Below are 21,232 nucleotides of genomic sequence, written 5' to 3'. Positions count from 1 at the left end.
TGTTGGCGTAAAGTAACGGTTTCCGGAGCGTTTTGGCAAACCTGTCAGCCTTTCACGTACCGGAACGTGAGGTTGATGCGTGGTTGTACGGCTTTGGCTGTTTTAGGGATGTGGTGCAGCCAGTGGTGCTGCGTTGGCCCCTGCATTAGCAGTAAACTGCCGTGGCTGAGGATGATGCGAACAGGCGCGATGTCTTTTCGGCTGCGGTGTTTGAGCGCGAAGCGGCGCTCGCCCCCCAGGCTCAGACTGGCTATACTTGGCTCCTGCCCTAACTCCGGCTCGTTGTCCGAATGCCAGCCCATGCTGTCCTGCCCGCTCCGGTACAGGTTCAGGAGAACGCTGTTGTACGCCCGCCCGCTGGCCTCCTGCACGCGCTCCCGGAGCTCCTGTAGCAGCGGGAGCCACGGCTGCGGCTTGTTTTCCAGCCCCGAGTAAGTATAGCCTTTGTCACCGTACCAGGCTGTGAGGCGCGGCATGGGCTGTAGTTTACCGAACAGCTTTATACTTTCCTGCTGCCAGTTTACCTCCTGCAGCAGCCGCTCCAAGTACACGTCGCGCTGCGGCGCAGGCACAAACGCCGGGGCAAAGTACACCTCGGCGTCAGGCAGGGAGAGGGGCTGTAAATGTGGGTGCATAGGGCAAAGGTAGGCGTTGGTTTTTGAATTCTGCCCGGGCTCGCGCAGAGCCCGGTTGCTTTCAGCTTCTCCGGAGGCGGCGGCTTGGTTATGGGGGAGGCGGCACCTGTTACTCCTTCTTCACCACCCCCGGCACCCGCACCTTGCCGCTACGGCTCCGGCGATAGTCCAGGTAGCTCATGGATTTGGTGGCTGTTACCCCGTGTAGCACAACAGACACCAGCACGATAAAGCCTACAACCGCCCACAGCTGGTCTGCATCCACAAAGGTAACTTTATCCAGCGCAAAAGAGAGGTAGAAGAAAGAGCCGATGCCCCGGATGCCGAAGAAGCTGATGGCGAGTTTCTCACGCATCGGCATCTTTATCCCCCACATCCCCAGCAGCCCCGCCAGCGGCCGGATCACAAACAGAAACACCAGGCCTACCACAATGCCCTGCCAGGTCAGGTAGTCCAGCAGGCCAAACACCAGGCTACCGCCGAACAGCATCAGCAGCACCACCATCAGAATGTGCTCTATCTGGTTCACAAAGTCGTGCATTTCCGTGTGGTAATCGTGCTCGGGCTCACAACTGCTCAGGGTAATAGCCGCCACAAACACGGCAATAAAGCCATAGCCGTGCGCCATCTCCGTCACGCCGTACACCACCAGCGTGGCCGACAGCGCCAGAAAACCCTCCTGCGCCTTCGGGAAGCCGGAGGTGCGCGGGAGCTGGAAGATCAGGTAAGCCAGGCCGCGCCCGATCAGGAACCCGATGACCACGCCTGATACAATGCGGTAGAGCAGGTCGCGCAGCAGCCAGCCACTCAGCCACTCGCCGTCGGTGGCCTCAGCAGCAATGGCGATAACTACGGCCAGCCAGGTAAACGGGAAGGCCATTCCGTCGTTCAGCCCGGCCTCGGCAGTCAGGGAGAAGCGCACCTCGTCCTCCTCCTTCTCGTTGGGAGGCCCCACCTGCACCTGCTCCGCCAGCACTGGGTCTGTGGGGGCTAGCACGGCCCCCAGTAAGATTGCCGCGGAAACAGCCATGCCCAGCACGCTCCACCCCAGTAGCGCCAGCCCCCCAATGCACAGCAGCATGGTAATGCTCACCAGCCGAAGCGGCACCCGCCACCTGCGCCAGCTTACCTTGCGCCTGATCTTCAGGCCGGTGCCCATCAGCGAGATAATCACGCTCAGCTCCGTAATGTGCACCACATAGTTCTCCTGCCAGATGGGGTCCGGGATGGGCAACTCTACTGGCAGCATGTAGATGCCGATGCCTAGCAGCAGAAATATGATCGGGTAGGAAATAAAAGTACGCTTAAGCAGAGCGGGCACCCAGGCCATGGAGAGGGCGGCCAGCCCCACAAGCGTTATCACGAGTATATAGGTAGACATAGGCTTCTTTTAGCACCGGTACGGCCCCACTGGCTTTACGGCAAACCAGCCAGAACACAAGCTATACTTACTGTATCCGTACACCGTGTGGTTACATACGATATTTCAGGTTTTGTGCCTATATTTATACATTGCTAAACATTAACGTATAGATTTTGAAAGAATTAGAACGCTTCTTGGTCGATTTCAGCAACGCCGCCTGGGGCATGCCGCTGCTGCTCCTGCTCATGGGTGGGGGCTTCTTTTTTATGGTCTATTCCGGCTTCCTTCCCTTCCGCTACCTGGGCCACGCCATTAACGTGCTCCGCGGCAAGTACGACGACCCCGACGACCCGGGCGATATAAACCACTTCGAAGCGCTCTCCAGTGCCCTGGCGGCAACAGTAGGCATGGGCAACATTAGCGGTGTGGCTGTGGCTATTGCCACCGGGGGCCCCGGCGTGCTGTTCTGGATGTGGGTGAGTGCCTTTGTAGGGATGGCCACGAAGTTCTTTACCTGCTCACTGGCCATTATGTACCGTGGCCGCGATACCAACGGGCACGTAGAAGGCGGCCCCATGTACGTGATCACCGAAGGCCTGGGCAGTAAGTGGAAACCGCTGGCTGCGTTCTTTGCCGTGGCTGGCCTGTTCGGGACACTGCCCATCTTCCAGGCCAACCAGCTGACGCAGGTGCTGCGCGAGGTGGTGCTTGTGCCCAACGGCGTTGCCACCGAAAACCCGTTTTACTGGAACCTGGGCATCGGCCTGACGCTCGTCGCGATTACCTCGCTGGTAATTTTCGGTGGCATTAAACGCATTGGCCATGTGGCAGGCAAAATGGTGCCCAGCATGGTGCTCCTCTACATGGTGGCCGTGCTTTACATCATGTTTGTCAACCGCGAAAGCATACCTGGCGCCTTTGCCCTGATCTTTGAGGATGCCTTCTCGGCAAGGGCCGTGCTAGGCGGCGCGGTAGGGGCCATTATCATCGCCGGCGCGCGCAGGGCAGCGTTCTCAAACGAGGCGGGCATCGGCACGGCCGCCATGATGCACGGTGCCGCCAAAACCGACGAGCCTATTCGGGAGGGACTGGTAGCCATGCTCGGCCCTTTTATTGATACCCTCGTGGTCTGCACACTTACCGGGTTGGCGATTATCGTAACCGGCACCTGGCACACCTCCGACGACAATGGCGTAACCATGACGGCCACTGCCTTTGGCTCTGCCCTGCCGGGCGGCATTGGCAGCTATGTACTCGTGCTTTGTGTGCTGATCTTCGCTTTCACCTCGCTCTTCTCCTATTCTTATTACGGTACCAAGTGCTTCGGCTTCCTGTTTGGGGCCAGGTACAAGCACTACTACAACTACTTCTACGTGTTCACCATCGTCTTCGGCGCCGTGGCCTCTATCACAGCCGTACTTGCTCTTATTGATGGCATGTACGCCATGATGGCCATCCCGACCATGGTGTCGGCGCTTATACTTTCGCCCAAGGTCATGCGTGCCGCCAGGGACTACTTTAAGCGGATGCGGGAGTTCCGGGAAGAGCGGGAGGAGCTAAACGTATAGGCTGTACAGGCCTTGTGCTGCGGCCTGCGCCGGAAAGCAAACTGTGGTGATCGCGCTGCTTCGGGAGCTTAGCCAGCGCTATAACGCCGGCTTCGTGCTCGACAACAGGTTCCTAAACGAAGACTATGAGCAGCTGCATGCCGCCGAGCAGCGTGTGGCGGTGCTGTCTAAGTACTTCGCTGGGTTAGCCATGCTGATCTCCTGCCTCGGCTTGCTCGGGCTTGCCACCTTTACCGCCGAAAGAAGGATGAAAGAGATCGGCATCCGGAAGATGCTGGGCGCCAGCGAATTTAGTATCGCATACCTGCTGTCGGCCGATTTTTCAAAGCTGGTCGTGGTTGTCATCCTGATCGCGCTGCCTGTCAGTTACCTGGTCATCACGCACTGGCTGGATAACCTTGCCTACAGGATTGAGCTGAAGCTGTGGTACTTTCCCGGAGCCGGGCTCCTGGCACTGGTGATCGCCTGGGGCACCGTGGGCATGCAAGCCGTAAAAGCGGCCAGCGTAAGCCCTACCCAATGCCTGAAAGAGGAGTAGCACGAAGTATACTTGTGACGATTTGATTGGCTAGAAAAGGCAGCCCCTATCTACAAACCATTGCCCCCAAACGAAAACAGCGGCTGGCACTAAAAGGGTGCCAGCCGCTGCTGCTGTATCATCGGAAAGCGAAAGCTTTCTTTCTTTTGCCAATGCTACTTTACGCCCTCCAGGCACTCGTGCAGGATTTCGGAGAAGCGGTATACTTCCTCAAAGCTGTTGTAGAGCGGCGTAGGAGCCACGCGGATCACGTTTGGCTCACGGTAATCCACAATAATGCCTGCCTCCATCAGCTTATCAAACAGCACGCGCGAGTTCTGCTTCACGAGCAGCGAGATTTGACAGCCACGCGCCTGCGGGTTGCGCGGCGTGATCATCTCCAGCACATCTTCGCCCACATGCACATCGTTTATCAGGTACTCCAGGTAACCCGTCAGCTTTTCGCTCTTGGCACGCAGGGCTTCCATGCCACCGGCTTCCTCTACCAGCTCCAGGGCGGCACGGTGCACCGACATCGTCAGGATTTGCCCGTTACTCAGCTGCCACCCGGCCGCTCCTGCCATGGGCTTAAAGCCTTTCTGCATTTTAAAGCGCTCCTGGGCATCATGGCCCCACCAGCCGGCAAAGCGCGGGAGGCCCGGGTCGTTTCCGAAACGCTCATGCACATATACCCCCGACGTGCCTCCCGGTCCGGAGTTAAGGTATTTGTACGTGCACCACACGGCGAAATCTACGTCCCAGGCGTGTAGCTGCAGCGGGATGTTGCCTGCGGCGTGCGCCAGGTCAAAGCCGACCAAAGCTCCCACCTCGTGCCCTGCCTTGGTGATGGCTTCCATGTCGAACACCTGCCCGGTATAGTAGTTTATGCCGCCCATCATAATCAGGGACAGCTCCTCGCCGTGCTCTTTTATACTTTGCAGGATGTCTTCGATGCGCAGCGTGCGCTCCCCCTCGCGAGGGAACAGCTCGATAATGGCCTCATCCGGGTTGTAGCCGTGGAACTTCGCCTGCGTCTCCAGCGCATACTGGTCGGATGGAAAAGCGCCGCCCTCGGTGATGATCTTGAACCGTTTGCCTTCCGGCCTGTAGAACGACACCAGCATCAGGTGCAGGTTCACCGTCAGCTGGTTCATAATCACGACCTCGCTCTCTTTGGCGCCTACCACACGGGCGGCACCGCCAGCCAATAGCTCATGGTAGTTAAACCACGGCTCCTCTCCTTTAAAATGGCCCTCCACGGCAAGGTTCGCCCACTTATACATCTCATGGTCGATGAACCGCTGCGCCGACTTCGGCTGCAGGCCCAACGAGTTGCCACAGAAATAAATGGCATCCTGGCCGTTTACCTGCGGGAAGTAAAACTGATTTTTGAAGTGGTGTAGCGGGTCTTGTTTGTCTTGCTCCTGCGCAAAGGCAAGTGTGTTCTGGTAGTTCATGTTGTGCGGAATGTGTTTATACTTGAACAGCCGTGGCCGTTATTGTTTTCATTATCCTGCTAAGATAAGAATTTGCAGTGGTCCAACCACCCCTGCCCCTCAGAACTACGCCCGCAAGCTTTGAACTCACGCCTTCACTTGTTTTGGGAGGGGAGACTGTAGTAGCTATTGCCAAAGTATAAGTTCCATAGCGAGCGGTATCGCACGGACAGGCCGCGACCTGTCCCTACAAAGCAGTTTCAGGAACCGCCTCAGCTTTGGCTATTAAAAACTTATCCCAGTCTTTCCGTTGAGCGCATATGCGAGTTTTTCCGGTGACGAGCGGGAGCGAGGCAGCCCGAGGCACGAGTAAGAGGGCCCCTACCCCCGGCAGGAAAAGCTCCCAGCGCGATGCGGGAAGACGGGGCCTCGCGGGCATGAGCGCTCCAAAGCCAGAGGTGAAACGATAGGCGAGTGGGAGCTGGAGGATGAACGGAGGCTAGAAAGGACAGCTTGTTTGAAGATGCAAAAGCAGTAGCTATGGAAGTACGGTCAAAGCTGTACAGCTTTGGCTCTGTGAGCCAGTTGAGTTGCAAACTCAACATCATAGTAAGACACGAGTTACAAACTTGCGCCAGCAGGAGTAGCCTAAGGCACAAGCGGACGCTTGCGCCAGGAAAGTTGTAGAAGGCAATAACGGAAAGTGTGGCTTTGCAAGCCAGTTGAGTCACAGACTCAACATCATAGTAAGTCACAAGTCTGAAGACTTGCGCCAGAGGGGGTCAGAGAGGCAGCTAGTATATTTTGTTACTGCTAAGCCTTTTCCTTTACCCGCCCCTGCCCTTTCACAAACTGCTCCTTTTTTAAGTTGAGCCACTCCAGGGCCGTACCGCTGAGCATGCGCTCTTTGGTAGCCAGGTCGTAAGGCATGGACTCGATGATTTTGCCCGGTTCCAGCTCACCGAGCGGGAAAGGGTAATCAGTGCCGAGCGCGATGCTGTTGGCCCCCACCAGGTTTACCAGGTAGTCGAGGGCAGCAGGGTCATGCACCAGGGAGTCGAGGTAGAACTTGCCGAGGTAGTTGCGCGGGTTTACGTTGTTATCCACTGCGCACAGGTCCGGGCGCACCTCAAAGCCGTGTGCAATACGGCCAATGGTCGCCGGGAAGGAACCGCCGCCGTGTGCAAAGGCCACCCGCAGCTTTGGCAGGCGCTCCAACACTCCTCCAAAGATCATCGAGCAGATGGCCATACTTGTTTCGGCAGGCATGCCCACCAGCCAGGGCAACCAGTACTTGCTCATCTTCTCTTTGCCGAACATATCCCAGGGATGCACGAAAATGGCTGCGCCCAGTGCCTCCGCCGCTTCAAAAACAGGGAACAGCTCCGGCTCCTCCAGGTTCCAGTCGTTAATGTGGGTGCCGATCTGTATGCCTGCCATTCCCAGCTCTTTCATGCAGCGCTCCAGCTCTTTCACCGCCAGCTCAGGCTCTTGCATGGGCAAGGTGCCCAGTCCCACGAAGCGATCCGGGTAATCGGCTACGATGCCGGCAATGTGGTCATTCAGCATCCGCGACAGGTCATACGTGTGCTCCGGCTTTGCCCAATAGTTAAACATCACCGGCACGGTGCTCAGCACCTGTACCCCTACCTTGTGCTGGCTGCACTCGTGCATGCGCACCCTTGGGTCCCAGCAGTTATCCTGAATTTCGCGGAAGAACTTATCGTCCATCATCATGCGGGCGCAGCAGGGCTTGTGGTGCTCCAGCCGGATAAAGCCGCCATAGCCGTAACGGTCGCGCAGGTTGGGCCAGTTAGCAGGCAGGATGTGCGTGTGTATGTCTATCTTCAGCAGGTCGTCGGCAGTAAGTATAGGCTTCTTCTCTTGCATGGCTTAAGGGGCGAATTATACGTCTATACGCACATGGGCTGTATAGGGCAATCCAACAATATACGCTTTTTTGGACACAAGTATCAAGACGTAAGACACAAGACTTTGGGGACACAAGTATCAAGTATCACGACACAAGACTTTTTACAGGGGTGTGACAAAGGCTGATGAAGTATAAACTGCTTTGGGCTGATTTACACTTCACCTTTAAAAAAACAAGCCGCTCCGGCTACCAAGGCAGCAGAAGCGGCTTCTTACTTTATTCAACCACAAAAGTCTTGTGTCTTGATACTCGCGTCTTGTGTCCAACTTAAAGTTTTGCCGGAGGGTCCATTACAGTGCCGCAGTTGTTGCAGGTGCGGTGCTCCATGCTGTCCCAGAAGTGGCTCATGATAACCGGCAGCTGGCCTACAATGTCTGTTACATCGGCGTACTCCTCATATAGCTTGTTGCCGCAGTTCTCGCAGAACCACAGGAAGCCATCCTTCTCGCCGGCTTTGCGGTAGCGCTCCATCACCAGGCCTACTGAGCCGGCAGGGCGCTGCGGTGAGTGCGGCACGCGTGGTGGCAGCAGGAAAATCTCTCCTTCCTTGATCGGAATATCCACCGGCTTCCCGTCCTCGATTATCTTCAGCACGATATTCCCTTCCAGTTGATAGAAAAACTCCTCTCCTTCGTCGTAGTGGTAATCTTTGCGCGCATTAGGTCCGCCCACTACCATTACGATAAAGTCGTCGTTGCCCTTAAACACCTGCTGGTTGCCTACCGGCGGCTTCAGCAGGTGGCGGTGCTCCTCTATCCACTGCTTAAAGTTGAAAGGTCTCTGTATAGCCATACTTCTTCTGTTACATGTTTTATAGACTGAAAGTACGAAAAAGCCAGCAAATATGGTAATCGGCAATGCACGATGCCCCGCACATCTTTCCGCTGTTTTCCGTACATTTAGCCTATGGACTTAAACCTCAAGAACAAACGCGCCCTCGTGTGTGGCAGCACGCAGGGCATAGGCAGGGCAGTGGCGCAGGAACTGGCACAGCTAGGGGCCAGTGTTACGCTGCTCGCCCGCGACGAAGAAAAGCTGCAGCACGTGCTTCAGGAGCTGGACAGCGCACAGGGGCAACTCCACGATTACATTGTGGCGGACTTCAACAACCCCTACGAGGTGGACCTGAGTGTGCGCGCACGCCTGCAGGAGCTACAGCACATGCATATTCTGGTGAACAATACCGGAGGCCCTCCCGGTGGCCCGATCATAGACGCCGATACAGACGAATTCCTGACGGCTTTTAACATGCACCTGGTAAACAACCATCAGCTCACGCAGGCGGTGGTGCCATATATGAAGGAAGCAAAGTACGGCCGCATCATCAACATCATCAGCACCTCAGTAAAGCAGCCACTTAACGGTTTAGGCGTATCGAACACCATTCGTGGGGCTGTGGCTAGTTGGGCTAAGACGATGGCGAACGAGCTGGGGCAGTTTGGTATAACCGTAAACAACGTGCTGCCTGGCTCTACCAACACAGGTCGCATTACCTCTATCATCGAAAGCAGAGCCCAGAAATCAGGCCGTAGCCAGGAGGAAGTAAAGCAGGAAATGGAAGCAGAAATTCCGGCCAGGCGATTTGCAGAGCCAGCAGAAGTAGCTGCCGCAGCTGCCTTCTTAGCCTCTCCTGCCGCAGCCTACATCAACGGCATCAACGTGCCGGTAGATGGTGGAAGAACGGGCTGCTTGTAAGATTTTAGACGCTAGATTTTAGACGCTAGACTTTTTGGGTTGAAGGGGGTGAATAGTGGCTATTAGTCAGAGCCAAGGTACAAGCATTTATACTCGTGCTGAAATTCCCCTCCCTAGAGGGGCAGGGGTGGGTTCTTCTGTAGGGACAGGTCGTGACCTGTCCGCGCTGTACCTCCGGCTATGGAATTTATACTTGACGAACAGCGGCTACGGAAAACTCCCCTCCTTGGACACGGTAAGGCAAGTATAAGTACCACCCATTCATAATTCCTAATTCATCATTCATAATTGCGAACGCAGTGAACCAGCTTCAGAACTACATCAACGGTCAGCTAGTTGCTCCCGCAGCAGGGCAGTACATCGACAACTATAACCCTGCAACCGGAGAAGTATACTCCCTTATTCCTGATTCTGATGAGCAGGATGTGGAGCAGGCGGTGCAGGCTGCCCAAGCGGCTTTTCCGGCGTGGGCGAAGACGTCTGCCGAAAAGCGTGGCCGCATTTTGATGAAGATAGCTGATCTGATTGATGAGAACCTGGAGCGGCTGGCAGAAGCAGAATCAGTAGACAACGGTAAACCGCTAAAGCTTGCAAGGACAGTAGACATTCCGCGGGCTAGCAGTAACATGCGTTTCTACGGAACGGCCATACAACATTTTGCATCGGAGGCACATTACATGGACGGGACAGAGGCCATCAACTATACAGTGCGCCACCCACATGGTGTGGCAGGCTGTATCTCGCCTTGGAACCTGCCGCTATACTTGTTTACCTGGAAAATTGCGCCTGCCCTGGCTGCTGGCAACTGTGTGGTAGCCAAACCATCCGAAGTAACGCCCATGACAGCTTACCTGCTGTCAGAGATTTGCATGGAAGCAGGCTTACCTGCCGGTGTACTGAACATTGTGCACGGCTATGGCCACAAAGTAGGAGCGGCCATGGTAGCGCATCCTAAAGTACCTGTTATCTCCTTTACCGGCGGCACCGCTACCGGGAGAAGCATTGCCGCGACAGCTGCGCCTATGTTCAAAAAGCTATCGCTGGAGTTGGGCGGCAAAAACCCGAACATCATTTTTGCAGACTGCGATTTTAACAAAGCACTCCATACTTCCATTCACTCCTCCTTTGCTAATCAAGGGCAAATCTGCCTCTGCGGCTCCCGCATCTTTATAGAGCGCCCGCTGTATGAGAAATTCCGGGATGCATTTGTGGAGAAAGTAAAAACCCTGACCGTAGGCGATCCGCTGGAGGATGGCAGCAAGCAAGGTGCCGTGGTTTCGGAGCAGCACATGCAGAAGGTGCTTTCTTACATTGAGCTGGCAAAGCAGGAAGGTGGCACCATCCTGACAGGCGGACACCAGGTGCAGGTAGAAGGTCGCTGCGCCAAGGGTTGGTTTATTTCTCCTACCGTTATCGAAGGTCTTCCTTACAACTGCCGCACCAACACCGAGGAGATCTTTGGCCCTGTCGTGACGCTTACGCCTTTTGACACCGAAGAAGAAGTAATTCAGTACGCCAACTGCACCGACTACGGCCTCTCCGCCACTATCTGGACGCAGAACCTACAACGCGCCCATCGTGTGGCACACCAGGTACACAGCGGCATCATCTGGGTCAACACTTGGCTCCTCCGCGACCTCCGCACACCTTTCGGCGGCATGAAAAACTCCGGCGTAGGCCGCGAAGGAGGCTTTGAGGCGCTGAACTTCTTTACTGAGCCGCAAAATGTTTGTGTGAAGCTGTAAGCCTGCGCCTTCTTCTCTTTTATTCGCTTTCCATATTTGCCCCTCCTCCCCACCCTTCTTCTAAGGTGACATATGTCATTTTTGGCGCTTTTTTAAAGTTGTAACTTTGATGCAACTTTAAAATATCCTACTATGATTACAACGGAGCAAAAAGAATTAATTAAAGCAACAGTACCAATCCTGCGAGAGCATGGGGTTGCCTTAACTACTCATTTTTACAGCCGCATGTTTACGCATAACCCTGAGCTGAAGAACCTGTTTAACATGGGCAACCAGGGGAACGGAAAGCAACAGTTGTCGCTGGCGATGGCTGTGCTTGCCTATGCCGAGAATATAGAGGACCCATCAGTGCTGGTGTCTGCTGTTACCAAGATCGGGCATAAGCACATGAGCCTGGATATCAGACCAGAGCATTATGCTATTGTAGGCAAACACTTGCTGGCTTCCATTGGCGAGGTACTGGGCGAGGGCGCTACTCCTACACTGATAGAGGCATGGGCAGTGGCTTACCAGCAGTTAGCTGATTTGATGATTGGCCTGGAGCAGAACCTGTACAGCGATGCAGTAGCCAAAGAAGGCGGCTGGACCGGATGGCGACCTTTCCTGGTAAAGCAAAAAGTACAGGAGTCGGAGGAGATTACTTCATTTTACCTTTACCCTGCCGATGGCGGGAAAGTGGCTGACTTTACGCCGGGCCAGTACATAAGCCTCAGGCTGTTTCTGCCGGAGCTAAACCTGCTCCAGCCACGCCAGTACAGCCTTTCTAACGCCCCAAACGGCGACTATTACCGCATCTCTGTAAAAAAAGAGGCTGGAAAGGCCGAGCACCCCAATGGCATGATCAGCAACAGGCTGCATAATGCAGTACAGGAAGGCGATGTCGTAGAAGTGGCGCCACCAGCCGGAGACTTTGTACTTGACACGACCAAACAGACACCGGTGGTATTCGTCAGCGGTGGCGTGGGGCAAACGCCCCTGATGAGCATGCTCGAGTACCTGGCCAGCACGCAAAGCAGCCGCGACATTGTGTGGGTACACGGCAGCCGAAACAGAAAAGTACATGCTTTCCGTGAGCCGTTGACCATGCTCGAGGCAAAGATCGGGAAGCTAAACAAGCACATCTTCTACGATACCCTGGATGAGGAAATGCAGGTAAGCGGCTACTATGAGGGGGTGGTAGAGTTGGATAAGCTGAAGGAGCAAGCGCTTCTACAGAATGCGGATTACTACATCTGCGGGCCTGCCCCTTTCATACAGAAGCAGTTTACAGATTTGGCAGCGATGGGAGTTAGCCCGGAGGCGATACATTACGAGGAGTTTGGCCCGGCTAACCTGGTTCTGTCCTAGCGCATTTATTTTTGGAAGTATGAAATTGAACCACTTCACTGATATTGGCCTGCGGATATGCATGTATATGGCACAAAAGCAACAACATAACGCTGCCACAACCATTTCTGAACTCTCAGAGCGGCTTTGCATTTCCCGTAATCACCTGGTGAAAGTGGTTCAATTTCTTTCCAATAATAAAATTCTGGCTGCCACGCGCGGCAGAGGCGGCGGGCTGCGCCTGGGCGACAAAGCAGGCAGCATCAGAATAGGACAGCTGGTGCAGCTCCTGGAGCAAAGTAGCAACCTCATCAACTGCCAAAGTATAAGCTGTGTACTGGATGGCAGCTGCCTCCTGAAACTCGCCTTGGATAGTGCTTACCAAGCATTTATTGAGCACCTGGACCACTTCTCACTGCAAGATGTAACGGCAGGCAAAGCAGGTGTACTGCTTCAGCAGCTCATCCAACCAAGCATCGCCATTTCTGTTGATCCCGTGGATATACAGGCGTAGATTTCCTTGCCTGTACCTTCTTTCAAAGGGTACAAAATCCTGACTATACTTTCACCTTCTCCTTCGGTTTACCTACTCTTCTATTTCTCCGTACCTTTGCCCGATGGACTTTAAGAGAAGAAGACTAGCCGTAACGCTTCGGAACCAGCTGAACTACCCGTTGCAGTTTAATCCTTTTGTGTTCAGCAAGCTGTTTTTGCTATGGATAGCCGTGGGTATTGTGGGCGGTGTGATTGCCGGCTTTTACTGGACGGTACTAGAGGGACTGCTGCATTTTCTGGCGCAGTTCCAGGGGCTTTATGTCATTCCAATCATGGCAGTAGCAGGTCTGTTAGCAGGCTTGGTTATTCACTTTCTCGGCGACCCCGGCGAGATGGACCTGATTGTAAATAACATCCGTTTTAAGGGCGGCAGACTGGAGCCCAAGAATAACCCGTCCATGATCCTGTCGTCGTGGCTGTGCATTGCGAGCGGCGGCAGTGCAGGCCCGGAGGCTCCGCTTGTGCAGGTGGTAGGCTCCACCGGCACGTGGATAGCCCGGAAGCTCAGGATAAAAGGCGAAGACCTACGCTCTTTAAGTATAGCAGGTATGGCTTCTGCCTTTACAGCCCTGTTTGGCGCTCCGCTAGGTGGCAGCCTCTTTGCATTGGAGATACAACACCATAAACACATCAGCGAGTACTACCAAGCTCTGATGCCTGCCCTTGTTGCCAGCTGCTCCAGCTATGTTATTTTTCTTCTGGTTACACATATCGGCATTGGCCCTACCTGGGTTTTCCCGATCTATGCCACACCCGAGCTAAACGACTTTTTCTATGCCATGCTGTATGCGTTGGCAGGCACGGCAGCTGGTTGGTTGTTTATTTTTACAGTGCGCCAATGCCGCCGTATTTTTCAAAAACTGCATGTGCCGATTTATATAAAGATGATGATCGGAGGGCTCATCATCGGTACTATTGCTTACTTTGTGCCCCTCTCCCGCTACTTTAGCCACGATGAGCTGAATGTGTTGCTGGAGGAGCAGTTTACGCTGGAGTTCCTGCTTATACTTTTGGGAGCCAAGATACTGGCTATCGCCTTTACCGTTACCTCCGGCTGGCGCGGCGGTTTTATCATTCCGCTTTTCTTTGTGGGTGCTACGGTGGGCATGATTGTGAACACTGCCTTTCCGGGCCAGAACCTGCCTCTGATTATGGTAAGTTGCATGGCGGCGATCAACGCCTGCGTTACCCGCACCCCAATCAGCACGACCATTTTGCTGGCCACGCTTACAGGCTTTCATCATTTCATCCCGATCCTGTTTGCCAGCCTGACCGGTTTCTTCCTGGCACCTAAAACACCGCTGATAAACGCGCAGCTGGGCGTAAAGGAATAAGAGCATGTTTAAAATTTATCCTTTGCGCTGCAAACTGCCTGTAAAGGAACCTGGCTTCACGCTCTTCTCGCCCCATAGCGCTGCTATGAAGCTCTAAAACCGCTTTGCCAGAACCCCTTCCATTCAGCTTTCGCTTGCAAAAACAAAATTTAAACAAGCTCTAAGCTATACTTATCCATAAAATAAAAAAGGCTCACCATTTACGGTGAGCCTTTTTTATAACAGCTATACTTATACTTACTGGTTCTTCTCAGTAGTAGGGTTAATCAGGTTGCGCTCCAGGAAGTCAGTCATCATGGTGAAGCGGTGCATGTAGGTGTTGCCGCCATAGATGCCGTGGTTGCGGTTCGGGTAGTAGAAACTCTCGAACTGCTTGTTGGCATCAATTAAGGCATCCTGCATGGCTACAGCATTTTGGAAGTGCACGTTGTCATCGCCTGTACCGTGGATCAGCAACAGCTTACCCTGCAGCTTATCAGCGAAGAACAACGGTGAGTTCTCATCATAGCCTGCCGCATTTTCCTGTGGTGTTTTCAGGTAACGCTCTGTGTAGATAGAGTCATAGAATCTCCAGTTTGTAACCGGAGCCACGGAGATACCTGCACGGAACACACCATCACCTTTCGTTAAGCCAAGCAGCGTCATGTAGCCACCAAAGCTGTGGCCCCAAATACCGATGCGGTCTTTGTCTACATAGCTTTGCTTGCCCAGCCATTTAGCGGCCTCGATCTGGTCTTCGATTTCATACTTACCCAGGTTAGCGTAGGTAATCTTTTTGAAGTCAGCGCCACGGGCACCTGTACCTCTGTTATCTACGCTTACCACTATCAAGCCTTTGTCGGCCAGCACCTGGTGCCAAAGGTAGTTGCTGCCGCCCCAGCTGTTGGTTACTGTCTGTGAGCCCGGGCCACCGTACACGAACATCAGCACAGGGTACTTTTTGTTCGGGTCAAAGTCCGTTGGCTTGATCATCCAGCCGTTCAGCTTCGTGCCGTCAGCTGTGTTCATAGTGAAGAACTCCTGCTTGGCAATATCATACTGCGCCAGCGTGTTCTTCAGCTTTTCGTTATCCTCCAACACCTTAATCAGTTTGCCATCTTTAGCTGTGTGCAGGCTTACGGTTGGTGGTGTGTTGGCAGCAGAGTAATAATCCAGGTAGTATTTAAAATCATTACTCATGTTGATGTTGTGCGTACCTGATTTCTCTGTCAGGCGCTGCTTCTTTTTGCCTTTGCTGCTGATGCTGTACAGGTGGCGGTCCAGTGGGGACACCTCTGTAGACATGTAGTACAGGCGGTCGTTTTTCTCGTCGTAGCCAACGTACTCGCTCACTTCCCAGTTTCCGTCGGTGATCTGGCGCACCAGTTTACCGTTCATGTTGTACAGGTATAGGTGGTTGTAACCATCCTTCTCAGAAGAGTGGATAAAATTCTTGCCGTCCTCCAGGTAAGTAAGGTCGTCGGTAATGTCAATGTAAGCTTTGTCTGTCTCTTTCAATACCACATTGGTTTTACCGGTAGAAGCATTGGCGTGCAGAATCTCCAGGGTGTTCTGCAGGCGGTTCATTTTTTGGATAGACAGCAGGTTCGGGTCATTTGTCCACTTGATGCGCGGGATGTAAATATCATCCTCGTTGCCTGTATCCATCTTCACGGTTTTGCCGCTGTTAACGTCATACACCGAAACCTTTACGGTTGAGTTTGCCTCACCGGCTTTCGGGTATTTGAACTTGTAATCCTGCGGATACAGCTCGCCCCACATTTGCATGTTGAACTCCGGCACGTTTGCCTCGTCAAAAGTATAGAAGGCGATTTTCTTACCGTCTGGTGACCAGTGGAAGCCTTTCGCGAAAGAGAATTCTTCTTCATACACCCAGTCAGAATAACCGTTAATGATGGAGTTGAACTTGCCATCGGTGGTGATCTGTGTTTCCTGCATGTTGCTCAGGTCGGTCACGAACATGTTGTTTTCGCGGGCGAAGGCAACACGCTTGGCATCCGGTGAGAAAGACGCATACATCTGTTTGCCGCCATCACTCAGCTTCGTCAGCTTCTTAGAGGCGATGTCGTAGATGTAGAAATTCGCTTTGGAAGAGCGGCGGTAAATCTGCTCTGTATCGGTAGAGAAAAGTACTTTCTGCTCGTCTGAAGAGAACGTATAATCGTCGTACTGAATTGGCTGATTGCTGCCGGCTGGCACCAGGTTTTCTCCCTCGATGATGGTGGAAACAGGTTTGCCTGTAGTCACATCATACTTCACGATGTCGTACACCTTATGCTGCTCGTCTGGCACCATAGAGCTGTAGTAGCGGCCATCGTTCATCCAGTTCACGCCGTACACCGACTGGCTACGGAAGGTACCCTTCTTGTAAAGGTCCTCCAGCGTAATGTCTTTTTTCTGCTGCGCCTGCGCCACAAAGGCAAAGCACAGAAGCACGGCAGCCAAAAGATTTGTTTTTAATCTGATATGCATGCTTTTCGGTTAAAGTTTAGTTTAGCTCCTCTAAGTTAGAAGAATATTGTGGTTTAGCCATAGAGCAACAGCCAAAACCGTACCTATACTTGTTGCAGGACACAAAAAAGCGGTGGCCCCTACCGGAGCCGCCGCTTTCATTATCCTTTTACACCTGCGCCGTTAGAAGTTGAAGCCTAACGTCACAAGCACTGAATTCTGCTTTCTGTCGATGTTCACGGCTGGCTCTCCCGATCCCTGAGGCGAATAGGGTGTGTAGCTGGTGCCGCTCACAAAAGGGGCATAGGTTATATCCTGCTGCGAGTGCACATAGGCGGCATCCACAAAGAACTGCTGTAACCTGATGCCGGCACCCAGGGTGTAGTGTTTGGTTGCGCCATACTTATAGTTGATAAACCCGGCGTTGTAGCTGGAGCCATTATCCAACTCTCCATTGTAGGCATAGCCGGCACGCAGCCTGAACACCTCAAAGCGGCCTTCTGCGCCTATTTTATAGTTCACAGCCGATTTGTTGTTCGTCGCAATGCCATCGTTCACATCATCAAAGAAGCCACCGGATGAGAAATCGTCATCTTCTTTGAACTTCGCATCGCCGTAATCCACATACTCCACGTCGGCGGTGATAAAGCCGTACTTCCCGATGAAGTAAGCAATGCCACCCGTTGCTTTGAAAGGGGTAACCAGGCGGTAAGAAAACTGCCCCGGCACCTCTGCCGCACTTTCCACCCCATCGTTAAAAGAAGTGTTGATGATGCGCTGGTACTCATCGTCAAAGGTATAGGCAGTTGGCGTCTGCACGCTCACCCCTAAACGCAGGGCATCAATCGGGCGGGCGATAAGCCCGACCTTCAGGTTAACGCCAGCTCCGGTCGTGTTAAACTCATCGCGGTACTCCAGGCTTGTAAACGGTGTGGTCGGGTCGCCCTCAGCTTCGGTATAAATAACCTCCTGTGAGAAATCGACTGTTACAATGCCCAAAGAGGCACCTATGTACAGCTTGTCTTTATAACTGGTGCCCACGCCGATGTCCAGCTGGTTCTGCGAACCTGTGCGCCGAATTTCCTCCCGGTGTGAAATCTGCCCAAACCGCTCTAAGGGATAATACTCTCCTCCTTCCACATCAAAGAGAAAAGCCCCGTAAGCCAGCCCTTCTAAAGTTGTAAAGCCGTCGCGGTACTCTCTATTCAAACTTAAGGAATCACGGCCATTCTGGATGGCTAAATCAGTAAAATACTCTACTAACGTTGGGTCTAGCTCCCCTGACTGAGTGCGATAGGAAGTATACTTTTCGTTGAAGTTGTTTAGCCTCGTAAAGCCAATGCCGAAGGTCGTTCCGCGCCAGTCGCTGGCATCGCTGTCTCCTTTTCTGTTCGACAGCACCACGCCCAGCTGCGGGAACACAAACTTGCTGTTGCTGCCGCTTGTTCTACTCCCCATAATTGAGGCATCCGTGTTTACAGACTGCACGCCCGGTGTAACGGTAAACTCGGAGCGGCGGAACATGCCCAAGCCGGCTGGGTTACCGGAGAGGCTCGAAATATCGGCGCCCAGCGCTGTCTGCGCACCTCCCATTGCCTGAATACGCGCAGTACCGGTTACCCCGATCTGAGAGTAGCGCAGGGCGTCAACCTCGGTTTGGGCAAAAGCAGTACCACCCCAGCCCAGTGCAAGCGCCAGGCTGGCCAAAAGTGTCTTCTTCATGTGTTATATGGAGTTTTTACTAGTCTAATTGTTTCCTCTTCTTGATGGGCGCCCGCTGCTCTCCGAAGACGAAGAACTGCTGCTGCTGCGCTCAATAGAACGCGACGGTGTAGGAGTGCTGCTCGGTCGGCTCTCATACGTGCGGGTTGGTCGGCTTTCGATGGTGCGGCTCGGGCTAACGCTCTCAGAAGAGCGGCTACGTCGGATTACCCGCTGCGGCTGCTCCGAGGAGCGGCTTGGCGTGTACTCGCGGGTTCTGCGGCGGCTTGGCTGTACGTTCTGGTTTTGGTTCTGCGGCTGCACGGTGGTGCTGCGGCTGGTACGGCTCGGCCTTGCAGGCAGCGATTGCTTGGTGCCCTCGGTGCCATTGGCCGGTGCTACCGTACTGCGGCTGCTGCGCGACTGGCGGCCGATCACTCCCTGGGTTTGCTGCCCTGTGCTTTCGCCTTCATACACGCTGCCTCTGTCCGGGCGGCCGGTTCCGTTGTTGCCATTAACCACTGAGTTGCGGCTGTCGCGCGGGCCATACTGTACCTTGGTTGGCCTGCCTATAACCACTGGCCTGTCGTGGTACCAGTTGTAGGGATTGTTGGCATAGTAGCCGTGGTGCAAGCCGTTGTAATAACCGTTGTAGTAGCCATAGCCGTAGCTGTTAGGCCACCAGTTGCTGCGGCCGTAGAACGGTGCTCCGTAAAAGCCTCCGCCCCAGCCCATGCCATAGCTGATGCTTACGCTCAGGCTGTTGCCGTAGCGGCCAGGCCCCCAGAACGGGTCATAGTAGAACGGATCATTATAAAACGGGTCGTAAAAAGGATCGTAGAAAGCGTAGCTGGCGCGGCGCGGGATATAGGCCGATCCCCAATAAGGGTCCACAAAAGAGTAATCGGGGCGGTACCAGTTGTCGCGCGGGCTGTACTCGCGCCCGTCGTAGTACTCGTCGCCGGCGTAGTTTTGCGTAATAGCGTTATCGGAGTATTCAGGGTTCAGCACCTCGCCTTCGGCAAGGGCCTCGTCGCTGGTAGTGTTCTCGTAGGTCTGGTAAGCCTGGCCAGAGGGCTGCGCCTCCGGCTCCACGTACACTGTCTCGTCCGTTGAGCTGTAATACATGTCGTCGTACTCCGACGACTGCATCGCAACAGGGCTGCTACAACCAACGGCCAGTAAAGCGAGCACGGGGGCTATGGTAAAAATCGTATACTTCTTCATGGCCTTCTGCTTATGTTCTGCGGGGAATAACTTCTTCTATATCAAAGATAAGCACACATTGGAGCAAAACCTTATCCATAGTATAATATATTAACGTATTTTTGGCCCGGAACGATGTCCGAACGCGTTTTTATAAACATCAAAATCTGTTCCAAAAGCATTATAAATTAGCCATATAAGATAATTTTAGAGAAAAATGAGCAAAGGGTTACCGAAAAGAAGCGAAGATTACTCTCTGTGGTACAACGAACTGGTAAAGAAAGCGGGGCTGGCTGAGAACTCGGCAGTGCGTGGGTGCATGGTAATCAAGCCCTACGGCTTCGCCATCTGGGAGAAGATGCAGCGTGTGCTGGACGATATGTTTAAAGCCACCGGCCATGAGAACGCCTACTTCCCTCTGTTTGTGCCCAAGAGCCTTTTCGAAGCCGAGGAGCAGAACGCCGAAGGCTTTGCCAAGGAGTGCGCCGTGGTAACCCACTACCGCTTGCAGACCGACCCGGACAAGGCCGGCAAGCTGCGCGTAGACCCTAACGCGAAACTGGAGGAGGAGCTGATTGTGCGCCCTACCTCGGAGGCTATTATCTGGAGCACCTACAAAAACTGGATACAGAGCTACCGCGACCTGCCCCTGCTTATAAACCAGTGGGCAAACGTGGTGCGCTGGGAAATGCGCACGCGCCTGTTCCTGCGCACGGCAGAGTTCCTGTGGCAGGAAGGCCACACCGCCCACGCCACCGCTGACGAGGCCATTGCCGAAACCAAGCAGATGATGGAGGTGTACGCCACCTTTGCCGAGCAGTTTATAGCGCTGCCGGTTATACGCGGCGTGAAAACACCAAGCGAGCGCTTCGCCGGCGCCCTCGACACGTATTGCATCGAAGGGTTGATGCAGGACGGCAAGGCCCTGCAGGCCGGTACGTCGCACTTCCTGGGCCAGAACTTCGCCAAGGCGTTTGACGTGAAGTATGCCACCAAAGAAGGCGGCCTGGAGCACGTTTGGGGCACCTCCTGGGGCGTGAGCACCCGTTTGATGGGAGCCCTGGTGATGGCGCACTCTGATGACGAAGGCCTGGTGCTGCCTCCAAAACTGGCGCCTATCCAGGTGGTGATCGTGCCGATTTACAAAGGCGAGGAGCAGCTGGCGCAGATATCGGAGAAGGTAAACCAACTGAAGCGCGAGCTGGAGGCCAAAGGCATCAGCGTGAAGTACGACAACCGAGACACCGAGCGCCCTGGCTTTAAGTTTGCCGAGTGGGAGCTGAAAGGCGTGCCGGTGCGTGTAGCCATCGGTGCCCGCGACCTGGAGAACGGCACCGCCGAGATCGCCCGCCGCGACACCAAGGAGAAGAGCTCACAGCAGTTTGCCGGCCTGGCCGACTATATCCCGGCCCTGCTCGACGAGATCCAGGAGAACATCTACACCAGAGCCCTGAACTACCGCGAGGAGCACACGACCAAGGTAGACACGTACGAGGAGTTTAAGGAGGTGCTGGAGAACAAAGGCGGCTTCGTGCTGGCCCACTGGGACGGCACCCCGGAGACAGAGGAGCGCATCAAAGAAGAAACAAAGGCGACTATCCGCTGCATCGCCCTTAACTCCCCGGAGGAAGAAGGCGTGGACATGCTGACCGGCAAGCCAAGCAAGCAGCGCGTATACTTTGCCAAAGCGTACTAATACCGCTTTTCGTGCCCGCCAAGCGCAGGCTGCGGAAGCACAAGCTTACAGGCGCCTTCTCTCCGGGGAGG

At 54.2% G+C, this 21,232-nt stretch carries 16 protein-coding genes; 8 read left to right on the top strand and 8 right to left on the bottom strand.

Annotation, left to right across the window (positions count from 1 at the left end; translation table 11 throughout):
* Positions 1-44: 44 nt before the first annotated feature.
* Together CA264_RS18085 and CA264_RS18080 are read right to left on the bottom strand one after the other, a co-directional pair.
* Entirely contained in the window at positions 45-635 is a 591-nt protein-coding gene (locus CA264_RS18085) for an alpha-ketoglutarate-dependent dioxygenase AlkB family protein (protein WP_025608804.1), read from the bottom strand.
* Positions 636-744: 109 nt separating this feature from the next.
* Positions 745-2,016, bottom strand: coding sequence for a cation:proton antiporter (locus CA264_RS18080; RefSeq protein WP_025608803.1), 1,272 nt, complete (start codon positions 2,014-2,016; stop codon positions 745-747).
* A 155-nt stretch (positions 2,017-2,171) separates the two neighbouring features.
* Here CA264_RS18080 and CA264_RS18075 point away from each other — a divergent pair, with 155 nt between their 5' ends.
* Both CA264_RS18075 and CA264_RS18070 read left to right on the top strand, forming a co-directional pair.
* Positions 2,172-3,566 (top strand): alanine/glycine:cation symporter family protein, encoded by a 1,395-nt coding sequence (locus CA264_RS18075; RefSeq protein WP_025608802.1) that lies wholly within the window; start codon positions 2,172-2,174, stop codon positions 3,564-3,566.
* A gap of 43 nt (positions 3,567-3,609) precedes the next feature.
* The gene (locus tag CA264_RS18070; protein ID WP_025608801.1) at positions 3,610-4,104 is read left to right on the top strand and encodes an ABC transporter permease; all 495 of its coding nucleotides are present in this window, start codon (positions 3,610-3,612) and stop codon (positions 4,102-4,104) included.
* A gap of 155 nt (positions 4,105-4,259) precedes the next feature.
* Here CA264_RS18070 and kynU read toward each other — a convergent pair whose 3' ends face one another.
* The 3 genes from kynU to CA264_RS18055 form a co-directional block, all read right to left on the bottom strand.
* On the bottom strand, positions 4,260-5,540 hold the full coding sequence (gene kynU / locus CA264_RS18065; RefSeq protein WP_025608800.1) for a kynureninase: 1,281 nt from the start codon (positions 5,538-5,540) through the stop codon (positions 4,260-4,262).
* A gap of 792 nt (positions 5,541-6,332) precedes the next feature.
* The gene (locus CA264_RS18060) at positions 6,333-7,409 is read right to left on the bottom strand and encodes an amidohydrolase family protein (RefSeq protein WP_211233412.1); all 1,077 of its coding nucleotides are present in this window, start codon (positions 7,407-7,409) and stop codon (positions 6,333-6,335) included.
* A gap of 310 nt (positions 7,410-7,719) precedes the next feature.
* Positions 7,720-8,244 carry a 3-hydroxyanthranilate 3,4-dioxygenase gene (locus CA264_RS18055; RefSeq protein WP_025608798.1) on the bottom strand — a complete coding sequence of 175 codons (525 nt, stop codon included), beginning with the start codon at positions 8,242-8,244 and terminating at the stop codon, positions 7,720-7,722.
* A gap of 114 nt (positions 8,245-8,358) precedes the next feature.
* On the opposite strand from CA264_RS18055, the gene CA264_RS18050 reads away from it, so the two are divergent.
* From CA264_RS18050 to CA264_RS18030, 5 genes are all read left to right on the top strand, one after another.
* A complete protein-coding gene (locus tag CA264_RS18050) occupies positions 8,359-9,147 on the top strand; it encodes an SDR family oxidoreductase (RefSeq protein WP_025608797.1) in 789 nt (262 codons plus the stop codon).
* Between the two features lie 299 nt (positions 9,148-9,446).
* Complete coding sequence (locus CA264_RS18045) at positions 9,447-10,892, top strand: aldehyde dehydrogenase (protein ID WP_025608796.1); 1,446 nt, start codon at positions 9,447-9,449, stop codon at positions 10,890-10,892.
* A 132-nt stretch (positions 10,893-11,024) separates the two neighbouring features.
* Positions 11,025-12,239 (top strand): NO-inducible flavohemoprotein, encoded by a 1,215-nt coding sequence (hmpA, locus tag CA264_RS18040; protein ID WP_237151139.1) that lies wholly within the window; start codon positions 11,025-11,027, stop codon positions 12,237-12,239.
* A 19-nt stretch (positions 12,240-12,258) separates the two neighbouring features.
* Positions 12,259-12,732, top strand: a complete 474-nt coding sequence (locus CA264_RS18035; protein ID WP_025608794.1) for an Rrf2 family transcriptional regulator — start codon at positions 12,259-12,261, stop codon at positions 12,730-12,732.
* A gap of 103 nt (positions 12,733-12,835) precedes the next feature.
* Entirely contained in the window at positions 12,836-14,107 is a 1,272-nt protein-coding gene (locus CA264_RS18030; protein ID WP_025608793.1) for a chloride channel protein, read from the top strand.
* Between the two features lie 237 nt (positions 14,108-14,344).
* Here CA264_RS18030 and CA264_RS18025 read toward each other — a convergent pair whose 3' ends face one another.
* From CA264_RS18025 to CA264_RS18015, 3 genes are all read right to left on the bottom strand, one after another.
* Positions 14,345-16,579, bottom strand: coding sequence for a S9 family peptidase (locus tag CA264_RS18025; protein WP_025608792.1), 2,235 nt, complete (start codon positions 16,577-16,579; stop codon positions 14,345-14,347).
* A 162-nt stretch (positions 16,580-16,741) separates the two neighbouring features.
* The gene (locus CA264_RS18020) at positions 16,742-18,280 is read right to left on the bottom strand and encodes an OmpP1/FadL family transporter (RefSeq protein ID WP_025608791.1); all 1,539 of its coding nucleotides are present in this window, start codon (positions 18,278-18,280) and stop codon (positions 16,742-16,744) included.
* 24 nt (positions 18,281-18,304) lie between these two features.
* A complete protein-coding gene (locus CA264_RS18015) occupies positions 18,305-19,486 on the bottom strand; it encodes a hypothetical protein (RefSeq protein WP_025608790.1) in 1,182 nt (393 codons plus the stop codon).
* A gap of 196 nt (positions 19,487-19,682) precedes the next feature.
* On the opposite strand from CA264_RS18015, the gene proS reads away from it, so the two are divergent.
* A complete protein-coding gene (gene proS, locus CA264_RS18010) occupies positions 19,683-21,161 on the top strand; it encodes a proline--tRNA ligase (RefSeq protein ID WP_025608789.1) in 1,479 nt (492 codons plus the stop codon).
* The last annotated feature ends 71 nt before the right edge of the window (positions 21,162-21,232 follow it).

Origin of the sequence: Pontibacter actiniarum (assembly GCF_003585765.1) — a bacterium.
Classification (GTDB): domain Bacteria; phylum Bacteroidota; class Bacteroidia; order Cytophagales; family Hymenobacteraceae; genus Pontibacter; species Pontibacter actiniarum.
This window is presented reverse-complemented; position numbering and strand designations above follow the sequence as displayed.